Source organism: Novosphingobium sp. SG720 (genome assembly GCF_012275365.1).
Classification (GTDB): Bacteria; Pseudomonadota; Alphaproteobacteria; order Sphingomonadales; family Sphingomonadaceae; genus Novosphingobium; species Novosphingobium rhizosphaerae.
In genome coordinates this window covers 344,448-364,607 of sequence record NZ_JAAZQN010000003.1, presented here as the reverse complement: position 1 = coordinate 364,607, position 20,160 = coordinate 344,448, and the positions used below count along the sequence as shown (strand labels likewise).

Sequence of the window (20,160 nt, the reverse complement as noted above, 5' to 3'; positions counted from 1 at the left end):
TTTTCAATGAAAAGCGCCTTTGCCCATGTGCGGATTCAGCTTGGCGAAAGCCTCGCTGCTTGATTGGCAGGTAGGCATGGGGCAGTAGATGAACCGTGCACCACGTGCGTGCAACCGAATGGCAACAGGGAATTTCGAACCGATGACCCCCCGCAAGACCTGGCCGCAGCGCGGTTTCCGTGCGCGCCTTTCCGGCGCGACGACGCTGGCCATGGCTTCCATCGTTTCTGGCCTTGTTGCCGGATCAACCCTTGCCACCCCGGCCCTGGCCCGCACGCAGGACAGCAAGGGACCGGTGGACCTGACCGCCCAGGCCCAGCCCGCCACGCCGCAGACACCGCAGGCGCGCGCCAACTCCGGTCGGCCGGCAACGCCCGCCCAGGTGCCCCCTGCCCCCGCCGCCAGCCCCGCCGTGCCCCCCGCACCGGGCGCTGCTGTCGCCGTGCCAACTCCGCCCCCGGCCCTGCCCGAAGTGGAAGCGCCGCCGCCCGTGGCAGTGTGGACGCTGCAGGATGCCAAGGACCTGCTTTCGGCCATTCGCGGCATCGGCACCGAAGGGCTGTTCGCCCGCGATTACCAGCCCGCCGCCCTGGCAGCCGCGATTGCCAAGGGCGAAGGCGACGATCTGAACCAGTTGGCCAGCCGGCTGTTCGTGTGGCTGGCCGAAGACTTGCGCGACGGGCGCACGCCGATGACCGCGCGCGAGCAGTGGTTCGCGGTGGACCCGGACCAGGATTTGCACCCCAATTCCGCGCTGCTGGCCCAGGCCACCGAAAGCCACGACGTGAAAGGCACGCTGCGCGGCCTCTTGCCCACGCACCCCGATTACGCGCTGCTGCGCCAGTTGCTGCAGACCACCAAGGACCCGGCCAAGCTTGCCCTGGTGCGCGCCAACATGGACCGCTGGCGCTGGCTGGCGCGCGACCTTGGCCTGCAATACCTGATGATCAACGTGCCAGAGCAGATGCTGCGGCTGACGGTGAACAACCAGATCATCACCACCTATCGTGCCATCGTGGGCAAGCCGGGCAAGACCGCCACGCCGCAGCTGGCCGAAATGGTTGAGAACGTGGTGTTCAACCCCACGTGGACGGTGCCGCAGTCGATCGTGAAGGGCGAAGGCCTGGGCGCGGACCTCTTGGCCCATCCCGCCAAGGCTAAGCGCATGAACTATGCCGTCAAGCAGTTGTCCGACGGGACGATCCAGGTGGTGCAGCAGCCGGGCGAGAACAATTCGCTGGGCCGCGTGAAGCTCGACATGCCCAACGAGTTCGCCATCTATATCCACGACACGCCCAACCGGAACCTGTTCGCGCAGGAAAACCGCGCCCTGTCGCACGGTTGCATCCGCGCCGAACGCGCCACCGAACTGGCGATGACCATGGCCATCCTGGGCGCCGACCTGCCCAAGGAAACGGCGGTGGAGTACAACCTTTCCGGCAAGTACACCAAGGTGCCGATGACCAAGCCGTTTCCGGTCTACATCACCTATTTCACCGTGGCGCGTGACGTGAACGGCACCATGCGCAGCTTTACCGATATCTATGGCCGCGATCCCAAGGTGCTCGCCAGCTTTGCCCAGCCGCGCCAGCTGCACACCACCCAGCGCAAGAGCAACGAAGCGGTGATCAAGCTGGACAACCCGCTGTAAGCCGCGAGCACGAAGACAGGGATTTCGAAGGGGGCATAGCCCCCTTCACCTGATGAATCCGGCTGGGCGCGCAGGTTCGCGTCTGGCGATCAGGCGCGATCGTTTTTCGCAACGACCGCCAGCCTCACGGCAATCCGGTCGCCCAAGCCGATGCCCGTCGCCTTGCGCACTGCAACCTTGAGCGGCAGCAGATAACCTCCCTCCCGCGGAAACAGCGAGGTGGTGAAGGCAACATCCCGCACCCACACGGCGACCGGGACGACGCCCCAACCATAGCTCGCCTCCCGCGCCGCCACGCGCACCGGCATGACCGTCTCGTCCGGCAGGGCAACGAACACATAAGGCGCCGGCCCGCGCCAGGCGATCACTTCACCGGTGAAGGTGATTTCGGCAAGCGGAGGGGATGGCGGTGGCATGGCAGCATTGACGCATGGGAAGGGCGTTTTGGCAACGGGGTTCCCACTCCTGCCGCCGTGCGCCGCCACCCACGGCAGGCGGTTAGCAAAACTTTGGTGTGAAGGACCGAGATTGGGACATACCTGCCGGTCGTTGCCGCGACTGTGAACGTCCAGCTCCGCCGGAACCCGCCAGTTGTGGAAACGTGTATGCCATTTCTTCAACGTCCGAGCTTGACCTAGCGCATCATGCCTAATCTCGCTCGTAGACCAGATTTGGTCTTTTCGTCGCAGAATGCGGCCTCGACGGCACTCATAGAGATGCGACTTGGCGTGAGCAGATCTGGGGAGCTTTTTCGCGCCAGAGCGTACTCATGGGACAGTGACGTTCCGAAAAAGGCGGGATCGTCGGTCCCCAGCGTAATGACGCATCCGGCACCTGCGAGGAGGCCAACGGGGTGGCTAGCGAGGTCGGCGAACACGCCGAGCTGAAGGTTGCTGCTTATACACACCTCCAGCGGCGTGCCCATCGCCGCAAGCTGCCGCATGACGTTCGGCGAACTGGCGGCGCTCACGCCGTGACCAACGCGGTCTAAGCCGAGCACTTCGATGGCCTCTATGATGGTATCGGCGCCGAGGTGCTCGCCTGCATGAGCCGTCGTCTTAAGGCCTTCTGCACGTGCGATTGCAAAAGCCTCTTGGAAAAGTGCGAGTTCATAGGGTTTTTCGTCCCCAGTAAGGCCGAACCCGACGAGGCGTGATGAGCGGGTCGCGATGGCGATGCGGGCCGCTTCGAGCGCAGCAGTCTGACCGAGATGGCGGACTGCAGTCGCGATGATACGGCACTCAATGCCGGTCTCCTCGAGCGCCCTGTCAGCGGCCGCGTCGATCGCCGCGATTTGGTCGGCGTACGCCGGGCCGCTCCGGTTCTCATGGGGTGTCGAGAGCATAAACTCGAGGTAGCCTGTGCCATCGGCTGCCGCTGTGCGGAGATAGTCGTATGCGACCTCTTCGATGTCGGCCGCCGTAGTGACTACGGAGGCCACCCGATCATACGCGTGCAGGAACGACTTGAAGTTGGTCCAGCCATAATCAGGTGCAGCAAGCAGATCGTCCAAAGCGCCGATGCCGTTTCGTCTCGCAAGCTTTTGAGCTGTAGCGCGTGAGATAGTACCGCGCAGGTGGACATGAAGGTCGACGTACATGGTCGCGTGCCTTAGGAGAGGTGCCGTTCGAATGGAAGTGTCCGGAGTTCAGAAACAGTGGTGGCTGCATGCGAATAAGGTTTCTCTCGGGTAACCCTTTCAAGATCGAAGAGGCGACCTCTATTCTTGGTCAAGTGGGTGTCGAGGTCATACCTGTCGAGTTTGCGCTCACGGAGCTTCAGACGGACGACACGGTTGGCTTGGTTAGGGACAAGACCCTAAAGGCTTTCCACCGGCTCGGTCATAAGGTCTTCGTAGAACAGACCGGACTCTTCATAGATCAAATGCAGGGCCTGCCAGGGGGTCTCACACAAGTGTTTTGGGACAAGCTTGGACCGGACCGTGTTTGCAAGCTCTTTGGCCACGGCAACGAAGTTGGCGTAACCGCAAAGACCCGGATCGGGTACTGCGACGGCCGGGACATTCATCAGTTCGAGGGCGAGATCCGTGGAACCTTCACACCTGAACCGCGCGGAGACCGAAAGTTCCAGTGGGACTGCGTCTTCATGCCAGATGGTTATGATGAGACGTTTGCCGAGATGGGTGAACGTAAGAACGAAATTTCAATGCGCCGTCGAGCCCTCGACGCATTAGCCGCTCATTTGGTGCATGCAGCGCATGCTTGAGGAACTCGCACGCCAAATTCGGGATCAAAAAGTCGTCCTGTTTGCCGGCGCAGGCCTGTCCGTGCCGCTTGGTCTTCCTTCATGGGGTGGGCTCATGCGGCACGTCGCAACGGAACTAGGCTACGATCCCGACGTCTTAGTCCGCCCCGGTGCCGACTATCTCCAGTTAGCCGAATACTACCGGCTTGAAAGCGGCAGCATCGGTCGACTCAGAAGCTGGATGGATCGCACTTGGACCGTACCGGACGAAAAACTGAATGCGTCTCGTGTCCACAATCAGATCGTGGATCTAGATTTCCCCTTCATTTACACTACTAACTACGACCGCAACATTGAGCGGACATTTGAACTGCGAGAACGGAATTTTTCTAAAATTGTATCGGTGCTCGACGTAGCGAACGCGTGTTCTGACCGAACACATATAGTCAAGTTCCACGGAGACTTCGACGAAGAAAGCAGTCTGGTCTTGTCTGAATCAGACTATTTTGATCGCCTCGATTTCGATTCACCACTCGACATCAAGTTTCGGTCTGACATCCTCGGGCGCAGCGTCCTGTTCGTGGGTTACAGCCTTAGCGACCTTAATCTGAGGCTTATGTTGTACCGGATGAACAAGCTCTGGGCAGCGTCCCGGTTCGCCGACAAGCGACCGACTTCCTACATCTTTCTGCTCAATCCTGATCCCGTGCAGGAGCGAGTGCTGGAAAGCCGAGGAGTCCGGGCGATCGTCTACGACGGCGACAGTCCGGACGATGCTCTGCCCGGACTCTTCAATCAACTGATCGAGGCCGTACGGAGAGGGAATTAATGTCCGTCGAGACGTTCTGGCTGCCAACCATTTGCGCCTTTCACCATTTGGGCTCTAAGCCTGAACGCACGGTGGGCTTTGACAGGCGGCTCTGTCGCCGGGAATGACTGGTGTCAGCGTGGACTGACGCTCTCAGCACCGCCCCGGAACGACGAGAGTTGGTCGGTAGCCTCCATCACCATCTCCAGTATGGGATGACTGCCACCTAAAGGCGGATGCCCTGAAGCCGAAAGTCCGTTTGCTGCGAAGCCACGGCAGAACAGCATGCCGCCACTAAGCGCAGTTTTCCACCTCGCCCCCCAACCCCTCCCTTTGAAGAGGAGGGGGCCTTTTGCTTTTACACCAGGGCGTTGGCGCTGGAGCCCAGTTCGGCGAAGTAGCGGGCCATGGCGTCGGCGGCTTTGTCGGTGAGGGTGATGAAAGCGCGGCGGCGGTCGGTTTCGTCGTCCACGCGCTGGAGCAGGCCGGCGTCGGTCATCTGGCCGATCCAGCGCAGGGCCGTCGTGGGCGGTACGCCCGAGGCGATGCACAGCGAGGTGACCGAGACGCGCACGTGTTCGACGCGGGCGGCGGTGAGATCGAGCAGCATGTCCCACGCCGGATCGGCGAACAGATCGCCTTCGAAGAAGCGGGCGCGCAGCTGGCGCTGGCGGATGATCTTGCGCACCAGGCGGGGATCGGGCAGCGGCGGGCGCGCGGTGCGCACCAGGCGATCGGTGCCTTCGTCGAGCTTGGCCGGGCCGGCTTCGCCACTTTCACCGTTGAAGCGGAACGCCGAGGCGCTTTCCGCATCGACATTGTTGCCCGACGAAAGCTGTTCCAGGCGCGCGGCGATATTGGTGACCTGCTCGGTCAGGCGCAGCAGGGTGAGGCGGTCTTCCTCCCCCAGTTCGCGCACGCGGTTGCCGGTGCGGGCCAGCACGCGGCCCATGGCGATCACGCGTTCGGCCCGGCTGGGCGTGACGAGAATCTGCGCTTCGGACTGGTCGAGACAGCCATAGACATCGTCGAGCGAGCCGATGCTGGTGGATACCACCAGTTGCGAGCCGCTTTGCGCGGCGCGACTATCCAGGCGCGAAAGCGCCGCCAGTTCCAGCCCGTCGATCACCGGGCAATCGACCAGCACGACATCGCCCAGCGCAGGCGAGGCGGCATCGGCCACCAGCCGTTCCAGATCGCTGGTCTGCGCCACGCGGAGGCCGGCAGCGGCCGCATCCTCTGCCATTTCGGCGCGCAGATAGCCGCGATCGGCGAAGATCGAAACCGCCAAGGGATTGATCCCGCGCCCTTCCTGGCCCCAACCGAGCGGGCGTTCCTGCACCCGGTCGTTTGCTGCCCCGCCATCGCCAGGAAGCCCATAATCGAAACGCGCTGCCGATTGCCCCATGTTTGCCCCCACTCCGTAAAACCGCGTATACGAACATCTGCGGAACAAAGCGGGATCAGGTCAACGCCAGATACCTCGGTTTTGGATCAAGCTGCGCGCCTCACGGCATCAGGTCGATCGGCGTTCCGTCGCCCACGCGCTGCCAGATTTCCTCGATTTCGGAGTTGGTGAGCGCGATACAGCCTTCGGTCCAGTCCCCCGGTGCCCGCGCCGGCCCCATGAAATTGGGCTGGCCATGCAGGAAAATGTCGCCGCCCGGCGGCTTTCCCGCCGCCTGGGCAAAGGCCCGATCCGCCGCGTCGGGATAGGAGATGTGCAGCGAGAGGTGATAGGCGCTGTTCGGATTGCCGCGATCGATGGTGTAATGGCCTTCGGGCGTGCGGCCATCGCCCTGGAAATGCTTGGGCCCGATCGGGTTGGGGCCAAGCTGGATGCCGGTGAACACGCGCAAGGGCTGGTCGTTCCCATCGAGCAGGACCAGGCGCCGGGCCGCCTTTTCCACGCGCACCCGCGCCACCTCCCCCGCATCCTGGGCACGGGCTCGCGCGCGAAACAACAGCGGCGGCAAGGCCCACAGGCCTGCCGCCGCCAACAATCCGATCAACAGGACAAGAGGGCGACGCATGGGCGCCATCCTATCGCCGCGTTTCGGGCGATCAATCCACGAAGGGATCGCGCACGAGGATGGTGTCTTCGCGCTCGGGCGAGGTGCTGACCAGCGCCACCGGCGTTTCGATCAATTCCTGCACGCGCTGAATGTACTTGATCGCCTGGGCGGGCAGATCGGCCCACGAGCGCGCACCGGCGGTGGTGCCGTGCCAGCCGTCCATTTCCTCGTAGATCGGCTCGACATTGGCCTGGTCGGCGGCGTGGCTGGGGAAATAGTCCAGCACTTTGCCGTTGAGGCGATAGCCGATGCAGATCTTCACCTTGTCGAAGCCGTCGAGCACGTCGAGCTTGGTCAGCGCGATGCCGGTAACGCCGGAAATGGCGCAGGACTGGCGGGTGAGCACGGCGTCGAACCAGCCGCAGCGGCGCTTGCGGCCAGTGACGGTGCCGAATTCGTGGCCGCGTTCGCCCAGGCGCTGGCCCACGTCATCGGCCAGTTCGGTGGGGAACGGGCCGGAGCCGACGCGGGTGGTATAGGCCTTGACGATACCCAGCACGAAGCCGGTGGCCGCCGGGCCCAGGCCCGAACCCGAAGCCGCCGTGCCCGACACGGTGTTGGACGAAGTGACGAACGGATAAGTGCCGTGGTCCACATCGAGCAGCACGCCCTGCGCGCCTTCGAACAGGATGCGCGCGCCGGCCTTGCGCACGGCATTCAGGCGCTTCCAGACCGGCTGGGCGAATTGCAGCACATAGGGCGCGATCGCCTTGAGCTCTTCTAGCAGGGCGGCGCGATCGACCGGCGGCTGGCCAAAGCCGGCGCGCAGGGCATCGTGATGGGCACAGAGGCGGTCGAGCTGCGCATCGAGCGCGTCGAGGTGCGCCAGGTCGCACACGCGGATGGCGCGGCGGCCGACCTTGTCTTCATAGGCCGGGCCGATGCCGCGCCCGGTGGTGCCGATCTTGCCGGCGCCGGCCGCCGCCTCACGCAAGCCATCGAGATCGCGGTGCAGCGGCAGGATCAGCGGGCAATTGTCGGCAATGGCGAAATTGTCGGCGTTGATTTCCACGCCCTGCGCGGTCAGCTTTTCGATCTCGGCCTTGAGCGCCCAGGGATCGAGCACCACACCATTGCCGATGATCGACAGCGTGCCGGTGACGATGCCCGAGGGCAGCAGCGAAAGCTTGTAGACCTGTTCACCCACCACCAGCGTGTGGCCGGCGTTGTGCCCGCCCTGGAAGCGCACGACGGCGTCAGCCCGGCTGGCCAGCCAATCGACGATCTTGCCTTTGCCTTCATCGCCCCATTGGGCGCCGATCACGGTTACATTTGCCACAGATACACTCCTCCACCTGCCAGGTGGACCCGAACAGCGCCCTTCGACAGGACTCGGCGCAGCGGGTGGGTTGGGCGCGTAGACGCGCAAGGATGTGTGCGGGTGGCGCCCTAGTGGCACCGCCCCGCGCGAGTCAAGAGCAGGGCAGCCGCTTTACAGCGCCTGGGGCCCTTGCGAGCCAAGCACATGGGTACAGCCAAGCGACGCGGCCTCGTCCGCCTCGCTCAACGCCGCCACCGTGCGCCAGCCGATAGCGCGCAGCCGGTCGGCGGCAGCGCGATCGTGGCCCAGCGGCAGGAACAGCTTGTCGGCCGGGGGTTCGGCACTGGCGATCAGGTCGATCAGGGCATCGGGATAGAGCGAGAAGCCGGTGGCCACCTCCCCTTCGCCCCCATCCGGCGCGGCGATGCGATAGGTGCCGCCCCGGCCCAACGCGCCGCGCACGCCATCGGCATAGAGCACGAAGCCAAACCACGATTGATATTCGAAGCCATGCCGTTCCGAGGGATCGAGCGTGAGGCGCGCGCGACCATCGAGGCGCAGGGCAATTTCGCGCAGGGCGGCGATGCGCCCGGCCAGCGCCCCACCGGCATCGATGGCAGCCAGTTTCTCGATCGCAGTATCGAAATCGCCGGTTGCGTAGAGTAGCGGCACATAGGCCTCGCCACCCGCCTCCACCAGGCCGCCGGCATCCTTGGTATCGAGTTCGCGGCGCACGGCGTCGATCTGACCGGGCCCGAGCGGCAGGGCCTTTTCCGCCAGGGTATCGACCAGGTCGGGCAGGGTGAAATCGACGCTGACACCCTTGGCCCCGGCCGCCTGGAGCGCCTCGATCGCCACGGCAACCACTTCGGCGGCGGCGGCGACATTGTCGGCCCCGATCAGTTCGGCGCCGCACTGCAGCTTTTCGCGCGCGGGATCGAGCCCGGCGCCCTTGATCGTCACCACCTGCCCGGCATAGCACAGGCGCAACGGACGCGGCGCGGCGGCCAGACGCGTGCCGGCGATGCGGCCGATCTGGGGCGTGATGTCGCTGCGCAGGGCCATCATCCGCAAGCTTTGCGGATCGACGAAACGGAACATGCGGCGCGAACTGATCCCGGCCATGCGGCTGGCCAGCGAGCGCTCGAACTCGATCATCGGGGGAAGCACACGGTCATAGCCGTGGCCTTCCATCACGCCGTGGATGGTGCGCATCACGCGCGTGGCGGCCGCCGCGCCACGCGGCAGGCGGTCTTCGAGGCCTTCTGGCAGGAGATCGGGATCGCTGGTGTCCATGGCCCGCGCCTTTAGCGGCATTGGCCCTTGGCGGGTAGGGAAAAAGCCACGCGCAAATCCACGGCGATGCCGGCCGCCGTTGCCCCGGCGCCACATGACATTCGAAATACCGGCACATGACAAATTTCAAATTGTCGTTGCCCCGATGGCGACCCTAGAGCGCCATTGACGCTGACCAAGGCCGCCAAAGAACGGAAAGATCAGCGCAAATTGTTCGTCACGGGGTTTTGCATGATTATTACCAATCGTTACGTCTTCCTGGCTGGTGCCGCGCTGGCCCTGCCGCTTGCGGCGGTACAGCCGGCCTTTGCCGCCGATGAAGGCCCAGCCGCAGAACAGGCCGCCGAGCAACCCGACACGCAGATCGTGGTGACCGGCACCCGCGCGCAGAACCGCACCAAGCTGGACACCGTCGCCCCGGTCGACGTGCTGACCGCTGAAGCCTTGACTCGCCAGGGCACCACCGAACTGGGCGCCGCGATTGCCAATATCGCCCCCTCGATCGATTTCCCCCGCTCCTCGGCGGTTGACGGTACCGACTCGATCCGGCCCGCGACGCTGCGTGGTCTTTCGCCCGACCAGACCCTGGTGCTGATCAACGGCGTGCGCGCCCATGCCTCGGCGCTGGTCAACCTGGGCGGCTCGATCGGCCGTGGCTCGGCCGCAGTCGATCTCAACACCATTCCCACGCTCGCGCTGGGCTCGGTCGAAGTGCTGCGCGATGGCGCATCGGCGCAATATGGGTCCGACGCGATTGCCGGCGTGGTCAACATGCGCCTGCGCGAAGCCGATCACGGCGGCGGCGCGGTGGTCAGCTATGGCCTCTATGACACGCAGTTCAACGGCGCGCGTTCCTCGCGCCACATCACCGATGGCGATACGCTGAACGTGAGCGCATGGCAGGGCCTGAAGCTGGGCAACAACGGCGGTTTCCTGACCGTGACGGGCGAATACCTCAACCGCCTGGCCACCAACCGTTCCGACCTCGACACCCGCGACACGCCCAACAAGGTGCGCTCGCGCCTGGGCGATCCCAAGGTGCAGCAGGGCACCGGCTATATCAACTCCTCGCTGCCGCTGGGCGACAGCGGGTGGAGCGCGTTCCTGTTCGGCGGCTACCAGTTCCGCGACAGCACCAGCGCCGCCTTTGCCCGCAACCCGTCGAACGTGAACAACGTGACCTCGGTCTATCCCGATGGGTTCCTGCCGCTGATCAACGTGCGGTCCAAGGACCTGACCGCGACCACCGGCCTCAAGGGCAAGTGGGGCGAATGGGATGCCACGATCAAGCTGTCCTATGGCCGCAACCGCCTGGACTTCCGCACGCTCAATTCGATCAATTCCACGCTGGGCGCCGCCTCGCCGACCAATTTCTATGACGGCGCGCTGATCTATGACCAGTGGGTGGGCGGCATCGATGCGAGCCGCGCCTATGACCTGGGTGGCACCAGCCTGAACGTGGCGTGGGGCGTGGAAGGCCGCCGCGAAGGCTATCGCATCAATGCCGGCGAGGAAGCCTCCTACATCCGCGCCGATGGCGCCTCGACCGCGCTGACCGGTGGCGCGCAGGGCTTCCCCGGCTTCCAGCCGGGCAATGCGCTGCGGGTGAGCCGGGTAAGCAATGCCGCCTACCTGGACCTTGAAGCCAAGCTGCCCAAGGTGCTGACCCTGGGCGCGGCGGTGCGCGGCGAACACTATTCCGACTTTGGCGACATCGCCACGGGCAAGGTTTCGGCCCGCGCCGATTTCACCCGCTGGTTCGCGCTGCGCGGCGCGGTGTCCACCGGGTTCCGCGCGCCCTCGCTGCAACAGCAGTATTTCACCTCCACCTCGTCGGTGCTGGTGGGCAGCAACATCGTCGAAACTGGCACCTTCCCGTCGACCAGCGCGGTGGCCAAGTCGCTGGGCGGCCAGGCGCTGCGCCCGGAAAAGTCGGTCAACTTCTCGGCCGGCGCGGTGGTGCGCGTGGGCGGGTTCGACCTGACGGTGGACGGCTACCTGATCAAGGTGCGCGATGGGCTGGGCCTGTCGGAAAACCTCAACCTGAGCGCGGCCGACCAGTTGCAGTATGACGTTTCGGCCGCGCGCTTCTTCGTCAATGGCATCCATACCACCGCGCAGGGGATCGACGCCGTGGCGCACTATCGCCATCGCACGGCTGCCATTGGCACGTTCGATTTCACCGTGGCCGGGAATATCAACAAGGTGACGGTGGACAGCGTGCCCGCCAACACGGTGGGCACCACGGCGCTGTTCGCACGCCAGCGCATCATCACCATCACCAACGGCACGCCGGGTGAAAAGGTGGTGGGCACGCTGGACTGGACGCTGGGCAAGCTGGGCGCCACCGCGCGCGTCAGCTATTACGGCAACATCATCGAACCGGCGAGCACGGCCGCGAGCGACCTGTTCACGGGCCAGCGCGCGATTGCCGACCTGGAACTGCGCTACAAGCTGCTGGACAAGGCGACGATCAGCCTGGGCGCCAACAACCTGTTCGACATCTACCCCGACAAGGTGCCTGCCAGCATCCTGGCCACCAATGGCGGGGTGGCGTTCCCGTTCTTCTCCCCGTTCGGGTTCGGCGGGCGCTATCTTTACGCGCGCCTGGGCGTGAACTGGTAAGCCGTCAATCATCGGCAAATCCAAGCAGGGCGGCCCGGCCAGGGCCGCCCTTTTTCGTGGCCGCCATGCCCCAAAGACAGTGGGCCACGCAAACGCGGCTTTAACGCGAATCGTGCCACCAATCTGGCGACAACGATCAACGGGGGCCGCCCATGCGCCATGCTTTCGCGCAGGAATTCGATTTTGCCAGGCCCACGGTGGCCACAACTTCGCTCAGCGAAATCCTGGGGGCATTCTCCTACGCCCTCGACCTGACCGAAGGCCAGCCGGCAGGCCATTCGCTACGCGCCTGCTGGATCGCCAGCCAGGTGGCAATCGCCTTGGGCCTCGCCCCGGCGGAGCGGCGCACGATCTATTATGCCACCTTGCTCAAGGACCTGGGCTGTTCCAGCAATGCCGCGCGCATTGCCGAACTCTACCTGGCCGACGATCGCACGTTCAAGCAGGAATTCAAGCTGATCGGCCAGGGGCTTGGCCCCACGCTCGGGTTTGTCTTCCGGCGCACGGGCGCCGGTGAGCCCCTATCGGCCCGGATGCGCGCGATCGCCACGATCCTGCGCGATGGCAGCCGCATCGCCACCGACCTGATCCAGACCCGCTGCACGCGCGGCGCGACGATCGCCCGGCAATTGCGCTTTCCCGAAAGCGTCGCCGCCGCCATCGCCGCTCTCGATGAACACTGGGACGGCGGCGGCAAGCCGCTGGGCGTGGCCGGGCAGGCCATTCCCCTGGCGGCCCGCCTGGCCTTGCTTGGCCAGATTGCCGACGTGTTCCAGAAGGCTGCCGGGCCCGAGGCGGCCGAGGCCGAAGTGCGCGCGCGGCGGGGCACCTGGCTCGATCCCGAACTGGTCGACGCGTTCCTGAAAGTGAGCACGCGGCCTGGCTTCTGGAGCCATTGCAACGACCCGGCACTGGAATTGCACGTCCGCGCGCTGGAACCCGAAGAGGCCCGGGTGGCGGTGGACGAGGACTACCTCGACGATATTGCCGATGCCTTTGGCGCCGTGATCGATGCCAAGAGCCCATATACCGGCGGGCATTCCTGCCGCGTGGGCCGCTATGCCACGGCGCTGGGCCGGGCGATGGGCGTGCGCGAGACGGACTTGCGGGCGCTGCGCCGGGCAGCCGTGCTGCACGACGTGGGAAAGCTCGCCGTGTCCAGCCGCGTGCTGGAAAAACCGGGCAAGCTCGACGATACCGAATGGGTGGAAATGCGCAGCCATGCCAGCCACACCACGGAAATCCTCTCGCGCATCGGCCCCTTGCGCGACATGGCGGCCGTGGCAGGCGCGCACCACGAACGGCTCGACGGCAAGGGCTATCCGCTCGGGCTGGACCAAAGCCTCATCGCCACCGAAGCGCGCATCATCAGTGTGGCCGATTTTTATGACGCGCTGACCGCCGATCGGCCCTATCGCGCCGCCCTGCCGGTGGAACGCGCGCTCGACATCATGTCCGGTGAAGTGGGCAAGGCGATCGATGGCCCGTGCTTCGAAGCCTTGCGCGCGATGGTCAGCTGACCCTTTCGGCTCAGCGGCGGTTCATCGCTGCGGGGGCATCGCACCGGCCATGGTTGCGATCGGTTGTCTTGCCCTGCTGCTGTTTCCCATCCTGGGCCTGATCGCGGGCGGCCTGCTTGCCGGGCGCGCGGGTGCGGAATGGGGGGCAGCCATCGGCCTTGCCCTCGCGCTCGCCTTGAGCGGCTCGATGGGGTGGGCCTTGGTCAAAGTGGCGCGAAAGCCTTAGAGTATGATGCCGTTTCGTTGAAACGCCTTCATACTCTAGATATTTGTTGTAGCGCGATTTTTTGACAAAAAACGGTGCCCACTTTTTGTCATCGCGCTCTAAACCGGGCCCAGCCGCCGCAAGTTGGCGCGCACCTTGCGACGATAGGTCTGTACCGCCCGACGCGCCTCGCCATGCGCGGTTGGCATCGCCTTGCCGCCTAGCAGCGCGCGCGACGGGGCCAAGGCCATGTCCCACCAGACTTTCGCCAGGGTTTCCACCTTTTCGGCCACCATTCGCTGGCTTTCGGCCGCGGCGCGCGGATCGGCGAGCGCCACCAGCCACATCCGCCGGGCAATGACCATGGCGGCCTCGCTGCCCAGCAGCATCTGCTGGTTCCACAGCGGGATCATCGGGGCCAGCCAGGCAGCGGGCGAAGTGGGGACATTGGTGGTCATGCGGTTTCCTTGATCGGGGTGTGGCGTCAACGGACCACGGGGCATAAAGGTCCGGCCATCACAGGCTGTCCAGATAGGCGCGAACCGCCGTCTGCACATGGCGAAAGCGATCGCCGCCCAGATGCTTGCCACCGTACCATCGCGTGACGATGACGAGATGGTCTTGCAATCCCGCGCGTTCCAGCATGCGTACGATCACCATGCCTGCGCCGCTTTCGCCGTCGTCGTGCTTGATCGGCCCCTGGGCGCAGAGCAGGCCCCAGGTGTTGTGCGTGGCCTTGGCAAACTTCTTGATCGTCTTGAGCTGGTCGAGCAGCGTGCGCGCTTCTTCGGCAGAGTGGCACGGCGCGCCCGACACCGCGTATTTCGAGCCGCGATCGGAAAGGATGTTGTCCAGCGTGCGCATGGCCGCAGCGCGTGGCGCGGAAGGACGGGCAATGCAAGCGGTCAACGCGGCTGGCCCGCGCACGCCGCCCGCCAAGCCGGCAGGTCGGCCGGGCGCAGCGGGCCGCGCCATGGCTGGCAGGCGCTTCCCGATGCCACCGCAGCTGGCAGGCCGAAACCCACGCCCAGCCGGCGCTCGGCGAGTTCGCGCGCGGCGGCCGGCGGCATCGTGTCCACCTGGCCTTGCAAGCCCGGTGGCGCCGCGATCGGGCGATCGATCCAGGCCAGCACGATGCGATCGGGCGCGGCTGCCCGCACCAGCGCAGGCAGGTTGGCATATTCGGCCATGCACGGCGCACACCATCGCGCCCCCAAAAGCACGATGCGGTAGGGCGCCTGCTCTGCAGGAGCCGGCGCCGCGCCCGCGCCGGGCGCAGACAGGCACCCGCCGGCAAGCAAGGCAAAGGCAAGCCGCCCACAGGACACCCCGAAGCGGGCAATGGACGTGGACAGGTGTGTCATCAGTTCATAGTATTTGACGGCAATATTCATGTAAATGCCACGGGAGAACTGTGTTGCGCCATCGATCGACGTGGCTGTTGAGTGCCTTTGCCCCCGCCGCTGCGGCGCTGGCGCAACCGGCGCCGCAAAACACGCTGCAGCAGCGCTTTGACGCGGCAACCGCCGCCTATGACAAGGACGACTGCGCAACGGCACTGCCCCTGCTCGACGCGCTGGCCGCCGATCCGCACGTGAAGCCGGGCAGCCTGCCAGCCGTGGTGATTGCCGCACGGCGCGGCGCCTGCCAGGTCCGCACCGGCCATGCCGAACAGGGCGAGCCCCTGCTCCTGGCCGCGCTTGCCGCGATGCGCCCGCATGCCGACCAGCTGCCGATCGATATTGCCCAGGCAGAAATCATGCTGGGCACTCTGGCAGCCAGCCGCTGGGACCATGATGGGGCGCTCGCGCATTTTGATGCCGCGCTTGCCTTGCAACAGGACGGCGCGCGCAGCGTCGCGCTGCAGCGCATTGCCCTGCTGACGGCATTCGACAGCGACAACCGATCGATCGACGCGGCCAACGAAGGGCTGCGGCTGGAGACGGCCAAGCCGGCGCCCGACAAGATCATGCTGGCGCAATGGCACCTCCTGCTCGGCCGCACCTGGCTCAATCGCGGCCAGGTCAAGACGGGCAAGGCCGAACTTGAAACCGCGTTGAAGCTGGCCGGCGGCCTGCACGACCATATCAGCGCGTTCGACGCCGGCCTGCGCCAGGACTTGGCCCAAGCCGCCTTGCTCGACAACCAGATCGAAGACGCACGCCGCTACATGGCCTACTCCGGCGCCGGGCACGCCGGCAGTGCGAGCTTTGGCAGCGCGGCGGATATGGATTCGCCCGATTGCGGGCCGGAAACCGGCCTCGAACCCGACGACATGGCCATCGTGCAATTGATGATCAGCGAGAGCGGCGACGTCCTGGGCAGCCAGACTCTCTACAGCACGGGCAGCTATGCCAAGGCCCAGGCCTTTGCCCGCGCCGCAGCCAGTTGGCGCTGGAAGCCCGAAGATGCGGCCAAGATGCCCGCCTTCTTTCGTTCCACGGCACGCGTGGAATTGCGTTGCAGCCGGGGTGGTGGCGGCCTTTCGCCAGCGGCACCGCTGAACGAGGCGATCACCGCATGGGCGCGCCAGGCTGCCCTGGCGCTGCCGATGAACCGCCAAACCTGGCCCGCATGGCTGGCCGCAACCGATGCCGCGCGGCAAAGCGGCGACAAGGCCAGCGAACTGGTGGCGCGGGTGGCCATGGCCGATATGGACCTGCGCACCGATGCCGACAGGCTCGCCTCGATCGATCGCGGCCTGGTGCTGGCCCAAGACGCGGCATTGCCGCAGGCCTTGCGCAACCAGGCGCGGGTGCTGTTGACGTGGCAGCGCGAGAGGATCGTGCGTTCGGACAAACCCGAAAACCGGGTGATCACGCGAAGCGGGCGGGGCTATCCCGCGCTGCAGACGCTGGCGGAGGAACCGGCCATCGCCGCCGATCCCTTGGCACGAAACGCCAGCCTGCTCCTTGCCTTGCCGATGCGCCCGGTGGCCACCGACCGAGCCAATGCCACGGCCGTGCTGCAACGCGTGGCCGGCGATACCGGCCTGCCCCCACGCCATCCGTTGCGGCAGTTCGCGCTGTTGCGTCTGGCCAATGACGCCGCCAGCAAAGGTCGCTTGGACGAGGCGCAGCGCCTGTTTGCCGATACTGGCCTGAGCGAGGAACAATGCGCACTGATCGGACCCAAGCCTGCGCTGACGGCCATCAACACCAGCGCCGGCGCTTTTCCAGCCGATGCGGCACGCTGGGGCTTTGAAGGCTGGGTGCGCAGTGAATACGATATCCAGGCCGATGGCCGCACGGCGGCCTTGCGGGCGGTGGCGTCTTATCCGCCATTCGTATTCGACAAGGCCGCGCAAACGATCCTGGGCAGGGCCCGCTATCAGGCGAGCTATCGTCCGGAAAACGGCGCGGCGTGCAGCGCCAACCGCGAAACGATCCGCTTCAACATTCCTGGCAACCTGATGGTCGCCAAGGAAATCAAGAAGAAGTCGTGATATTCCAGAAAGACCGCCGCACCACCATGGCGCGCAGCAAAAAGGGCGGCGCCGCAAGGCACCGCCCTTTCCTGCCTTTCAGGCCCGGCCTGAAGTGATGTGAACGGCCGAGCCGATCAGAACTTGAGCGCCTTGATCACCCGCACGCCCTGGATTTCGCGCGCGGCGGCGAGCACGGCTTCGTTCACCGGGCTGTCCACCGAAAGCAGCAGCACCGCTTCACCACCGGCTTCGCGGCGGCCCAGGTGGAACGTGCCGATGTTGATGCCAGACTGGCCCAGCAGCGTACCGATCGAACCGATGAAGCCCGGCGCGTCGGTGTTGACGATGTAGAGCATGTCGCCATCGAGATCGGCTTCGATGCCGATGCCGAAGATTTCGACGAGGCGCGGCTGGCCGTTGCCGAACAGCGTGCCGGCCACCGAGCGGTCGCCCTGGCTGGTCGAGACGGTGACGCGCACCAGCGTGCGGTATTCGCCTTCGCGATCGTGGCGCACTTCGCGCACGTCGAGCCCGCGCTCCTTGGCCAGGAACGGCGCGTTGACCATGTTCACGGTGTCGGAATACTGCTTCATCACGCCGGTCAGCACCGCCGCCGTGATCGGCTTCTGGTTGAGCTGGGCGGCGGCGCCTTCTACTTCGATGGCGATCTTGGTGAGGTTGTCGTGCGCCAGCTGGCCCACCAGCGTGCCGAGCTTTTCGGCAAGCGCCATGTAGGGCTTGAGCTTGGGCGCTTCCTCGGCCGAGAGCGAGGGCATGTTGAGCGCGTTGGTCACGCCGCCGGTCACCAAGAAATCGGCCATCTGCTCGGCCACCTGCAGCGCCACGTTGACCTGAGCTTCGGTGGTCGAAGCGCCCAGGTGCGGGGTGCAGATGAAGTTGGAGGTGCCGAACAGCGGGCTGTCCTTGGCCGGTTCGGTTTCGAACACGTCGAGCGCGGCGCCGGCGATGTGGCCCGAATCGAGCAGGTCCTTCAGCGCCTTTTCATCGACCAGGCCACCACGCGCGCAGTTCACGATGCGCACGCCCTTCTTGGTCTTGGCGAGGTTTTCGGCCGAGAGGATGTTGCGCGTCTGGTCGGTCAGCGGCGTGTGCAGGGTGATGAAGTCCGCCTTGGCCAGCAGGGTTTCCAGGTCAGCCTTCTCCACGCCCATTTCGACTGCGCGTTCCGGGGTGAGGAACGGGTCGAACGCCACGACTTTCATCTTGAGGCCCAGTGCGCGGCTGGCGACGATCGAGCCGATGTTGCCCGCGCCGATCAGGCCGAGCGTCTTGCCGGTCACTTCCACGCCCATGAAGCGGTTCTTTTCCCACTTGCCCGCCTGGGTCGAAAGGTCGGCCTCGGGCAGCTGGCGGGCGAGCGCGAAAATCAGGGCAATGGCGTGTTCGGCGGTGGTGATCGAGTTGCCGAACGGGGTGTTCATCACCACCACGCCCTTGGCCGATGCGGCCGGGATATCGACATTGTCCACGCCGATCCCGGCGCGGCCGACAACCTTGAGGTTGGTGGCGGCTTCGAGGATTTCCTTGGTCACCTTGGTGGACGAGCGGATCGCCAGGCCATCGTACTGGCCGATGATTGCCTTCAATTCTTCCGGCGTCTTGCCGGTGATCACGTCCACGTCGCAGCCACGCTCTTCGAAAATGCGGGCGGCGTTGGGGTCCATCTTGTCGGAAATAAGAACCTTGGGCTTGGTCATGGTCTTTGCTCCATGGGTGCACGGCACAATAGCCGCGCGGCCGGGTGTGCCGGCTAGAAATGGGGAGTGTGCGCCCCCTGCCCCGTCACCCCGGATTTGACCGGACGCGACGGGTGGTGGGAATGGCGCTAAATGCGGATCAGGCTTCGGCGGGCGTGGTCAGCTGGGCATAGGCCCAGTCGAGCCAGGGGCCGAGCGCGGCGATATCGGCCGTATCGACCGTGGCGCCACACCAGATGCGCAGGCCCGCCGGGGCATCGCGATAACCCGCGATGTCAAACGCGGCGCCTTCCTTTTCGAGCAGGCCGGCAAACTTCTTGATGAAGTCGGCGTCCGCCCCTTCGACGGTGAGGCACACCGAGGTGCGCGAGCGGATGCCGCTGTCGACCGCCAGGTGGCCCAGCCACGAACGCTCGGTCACGATCTTGTCGAGCGCGTGGGCATTGGCGGTGCAACGCGCCTTGAGCCCTTCGAGCCCGCCGACCGACTTGGCCCATTCGAGCGCGAAGATCGCGTCTTCCACGGCCAGCATCGAAGGGGTGTTGATGGTTTCGCCCTTGAACACGCCTTCGGCGAGCTTGCCCTTGGACACCAGGCGGAACACCTTGGGCAGCGGCCAGGCCGGCGTGTAGGTTTCCAGGCGCTCGACCGCACGGGGGCCAAGGATCAGGACGCCGTGCGCGCCTTCGCCGCCCAGCACCTTCTGCCACGAGAAGGTGGCAACGTCGATCTTGTCCCACGGAATGTCATAGGCAAAGACCGCGCTGGTCGCGTCGGCAAAGGTCAGGCCTTCGCGGTCGTCGGGGATCCATTCGCCATCGGGCACGCGCACGCCGCTGGTGGTGCCGTTCCAGGTGAACAGCACGTCATCGGCAAAATCCACCTTGGAAAGGTCGGGCAGCTGGCCGTAATCAGCGCGGAGCACGGTGGGCTCCAGCTTCAACTGCTTGACCGCGTCGGTCACCCAGCCTTCGCCAAAGCTTTCCCAGGCCAGCGTGGTCACGCCGCGGGCGCCCAGCATCGTCCACATCGCCATCTCGAACGCGCCGGTATCCGAACCGGGCACGATGCCGATGCGGTGCGTGGCGGGCAGCTGCAGCACGTCGCGCATCAGGTCGATGGCGAGTTGCAGGCGCGCCTTGCCGATCTTGGCGCGGTGCGAGCGGCCCAGCGATTCGGTTTGCAGCTTGTCGAGAGAATACCCCGGCGGCTTGGCGCACGGACCCGAGGAAAAGAAAGGACGCGCCGGCTTTGCGGCGGGAATACCAACAGTCATGTAGACTCTCCTCACAGAGAGCACGCGCGGCGTTGGGACCGCGTGGCCCGGAGCCGCTCATAAGGGCGTTGGCCGGCGTGTCAATCGACCTTC

At 65.4% G+C, this 20,160-nt stretch carries 18 protein-coding genes; 7 read left to right on the top strand and 11 right to left on the bottom strand.

Features of this window, described 5'->3' with window-relative positions; all coding sequences use genetic code 11:
* Nucleotides 1-142 precede the first annotated feature (142 nt).
* The gene (locus tag FHW94_RS13955; RefSeq protein ID WP_246866130.1) at nt 143-1,651 is read left to right on the top strand and encodes a L,D-transpeptidase family protein; all 1,509 of its coding nucleotides are present in this window, start codon (nt 143-145) and stop codon (nt 1,649-1,651) included.
* An 89-nt stretch (nt 1,652-1,740) separates the two neighbouring features.
* Here the strand turns inward: FHW94_RS13955 and FHW94_RS23290 are convergent, their stop codons facing one another.
* Nucleotides 1,741-2,271, bottom strand: coding sequence for a DUF1905 domain-containing protein (locus tag FHW94_RS23290; RefSeq protein WP_246866129.1), 531 nt, complete (start codon nt 2,269-2,271; stop codon nt 1,741-1,743).
* Nucleotides 2,272-2,285: 14 nt separating this feature from the next.
* Nucleotides 2,286-3,251, bottom strand: a complete 966-nt coding sequence (gene add, locus FHW94_RS13945; RefSeq protein WP_168556429.1) for an adenosine deaminase — start codon at nt 3,249-3,251, stop codon at nt 2,286-2,288.
* A 20-nt stretch (nt 3,252-3,271) separates the two neighbouring features.
* Here add and FHW94_RS13940 point away from each other — a divergent pair, with 20 nt between their 5' ends.
* Together FHW94_RS13940 and FHW94_RS13935 are read left to right on the top strand one after the other, a co-directional pair.
* The gene (locus FHW94_RS13940) at nt 3,272-3,877 is read left to right on the top strand and encodes a non-canonical purine NTP pyrophosphatase (RefSeq protein WP_349237521.1); all 606 of its coding nucleotides are present in this window, start codon (nt 3,272-3,274) and stop codon (nt 3,875-3,877) included.
* Nucleotides 3,870-4,685 (top strand): SIR2 family protein, encoded by an 816-nt coding sequence (locus FHW94_RS13935; RefSeq protein ID WP_168556428.1) that lies wholly within the window; start codon nt 3,870-3,872, stop codon nt 4,683-4,685. The genes FHW94_RS13940 and FHW94_RS13935 overlap by 8 nt, the downstream gene beginning before the upstream one ends.
* A gap of 337 nt (nt 4,686-5,022) precedes the next feature.
* On the opposite strand, the gene FHW94_RS13930 is transcribed toward FHW94_RS13935, so the two are convergent.
* The 4 genes from FHW94_RS13930 to FHW94_RS13915 form a co-directional block, all read right to left on the bottom strand.
* Nucleotides 5,023-6,072 (bottom strand): winged helix DNA-binding protein, encoded by a 1,050-nt coding sequence (locus tag FHW94_RS13930; RefSeq protein WP_168556427.1) that lies wholly within the window; start codon nt 6,070-6,072, stop codon nt 5,023-5,025.
* 100 nt (nt 6,073-6,172) lie between these two features.
* A complete protein-coding gene (locus FHW94_RS13925; RefSeq protein WP_168556426.1) occupies nt 6,173-6,697 on the bottom strand; it encodes a L,D-transpeptidase family protein in 525 nt (174 codons plus the stop codon).
* 31 nt (nt 6,698-6,728) lie between these two features.
* A complete protein-coding gene (locus FHW94_RS13920) occupies nt 6,729-8,018 on the bottom strand; it encodes an adenylosuccinate synthase (RefSeq protein ID WP_168556425.1) in 1,290 nt (429 codons plus the stop codon).
* Nucleotides 8,019-8,171: 153 nt separating this feature from the next.
* Entirely contained in the window at nt 8,172-9,296 is a 1,125-nt protein-coding gene (locus FHW94_RS13915) for an ATP phosphoribosyltransferase regulatory subunit (protein WP_168556424.1), read from the bottom strand.
* A gap of 231 nt (nt 9,297-9,527) precedes the next feature.
* Here FHW94_RS13915 and FHW94_RS13910 point away from each other — a divergent pair, with 231 nt between their 5' ends.
* The 3 genes from FHW94_RS13910 to FHW94_RS13900 all read left to right on the top strand — a co-directional run bounded on the left by FHW94_RS13910 (nt 9,528) and on the right by FHW94_RS13900 (nt 13,667).
* Entirely contained in the window at nt 9,528-11,921 is a 2,394-nt protein-coding gene (locus tag FHW94_RS13910) for a TonB-dependent receptor (RefSeq protein WP_210425662.1), read from the top strand.
* A 152-nt stretch (nt 11,922-12,073) separates the two neighbouring features.
* Nucleotides 12,074-13,441, top strand: a complete 1,368-nt coding sequence (locus FHW94_RS13905; RefSeq protein WP_168556423.1) for an HD domain-containing phosphohydrolase — start codon at nt 12,074-12,076, stop codon at nt 13,439-13,441.
* A gap of 49 nt (nt 13,442-13,490) precedes the next feature.
* Nucleotides 13,491-13,667, top strand: a complete 177-nt coding sequence (locus FHW94_RS13900) for a hypothetical protein (RefSeq protein ID WP_168556422.1) — start codon at nt 13,491-13,493, stop codon at nt 13,665-13,667.
* A 98-nt stretch (nt 13,668-13,765) separates the two neighbouring features.
* Here FHW94_RS13900 and FHW94_RS13895 read toward each other — a convergent pair whose 3' ends face one another.
* Genes FHW94_RS13895 through FHW94_RS13885 form a run of 3 tightly spaced genes read right to left on the bottom strand, consistent with a single transcriptional unit; the run spans nt 13,766 to nt 15,040 of the window.
* Complete coding sequence (locus FHW94_RS13895; protein ID WP_210425661.1) at nt 13,766-14,104, bottom strand: hypothetical protein; 339 nt, start codon at nt 14,102-14,104, stop codon at nt 13,766-13,768.
* A 58-nt stretch (nt 14,105-14,162) separates the two neighbouring features.
* Nucleotides 14,163-14,510, bottom strand: a complete 348-nt coding sequence (locus FHW94_RS13890) for a YigZ family protein (RefSeq protein WP_168556421.1) — start codon at nt 14,508-14,510, stop codon at nt 14,163-14,165.
* A 41-nt stretch (nt 14,511-14,551) separates the two neighbouring features.
* On the bottom strand, nt 14,552-15,040 hold the full coding sequence (locus tag FHW94_RS13885) for a hypothetical protein (RefSeq protein ID WP_168556420.1): 489 nt from the start codon (nt 15,038-15,040) through the stop codon (nt 14,552-14,554).
* Nucleotides 15,041-15,087: 47 nt separating this feature from the next.
* Here FHW94_RS13885 and FHW94_RS13880 point away from each other — a divergent pair, with 47 nt between their 5' ends.
* A complete protein-coding gene (locus FHW94_RS13880) occupies nt 15,088-17,091 on the top strand; it encodes an energy transducer TonB (protein ID WP_168556419.1) in 2,004 nt (667 codons plus the stop codon).
* 116 nt (nt 17,092-17,207) lie between these two features.
* Here FHW94_RS13880 and serA read toward each other — a convergent pair whose 3' ends face one another.
* Both serA and FHW94_RS13870 read right to left on the bottom strand, forming a co-directional pair.
* Nucleotides 17,208-18,791 (bottom strand): phosphoglycerate dehydrogenase, encoded by a 1,584-nt coding sequence (gene serA, locus FHW94_RS13875; protein ID WP_168556418.1) that lies wholly within the window; start codon nt 18,789-18,791, stop codon nt 17,208-17,210.
* 139 nt (nt 18,792-18,930) lie between these two features.
* Nucleotides 18,931-20,067: a phosphoserine transaminase gene (locus FHW94_RS13870; RefSeq protein WP_168556417.1), complete on the bottom strand. Its 1,137-nt coding sequence runs from the start codon at nt 20,065-20,067 to the stop codon at nt 18,931-18,933.
* Nucleotides 20,068-20,160 lie beyond the last annotated feature (93 nt).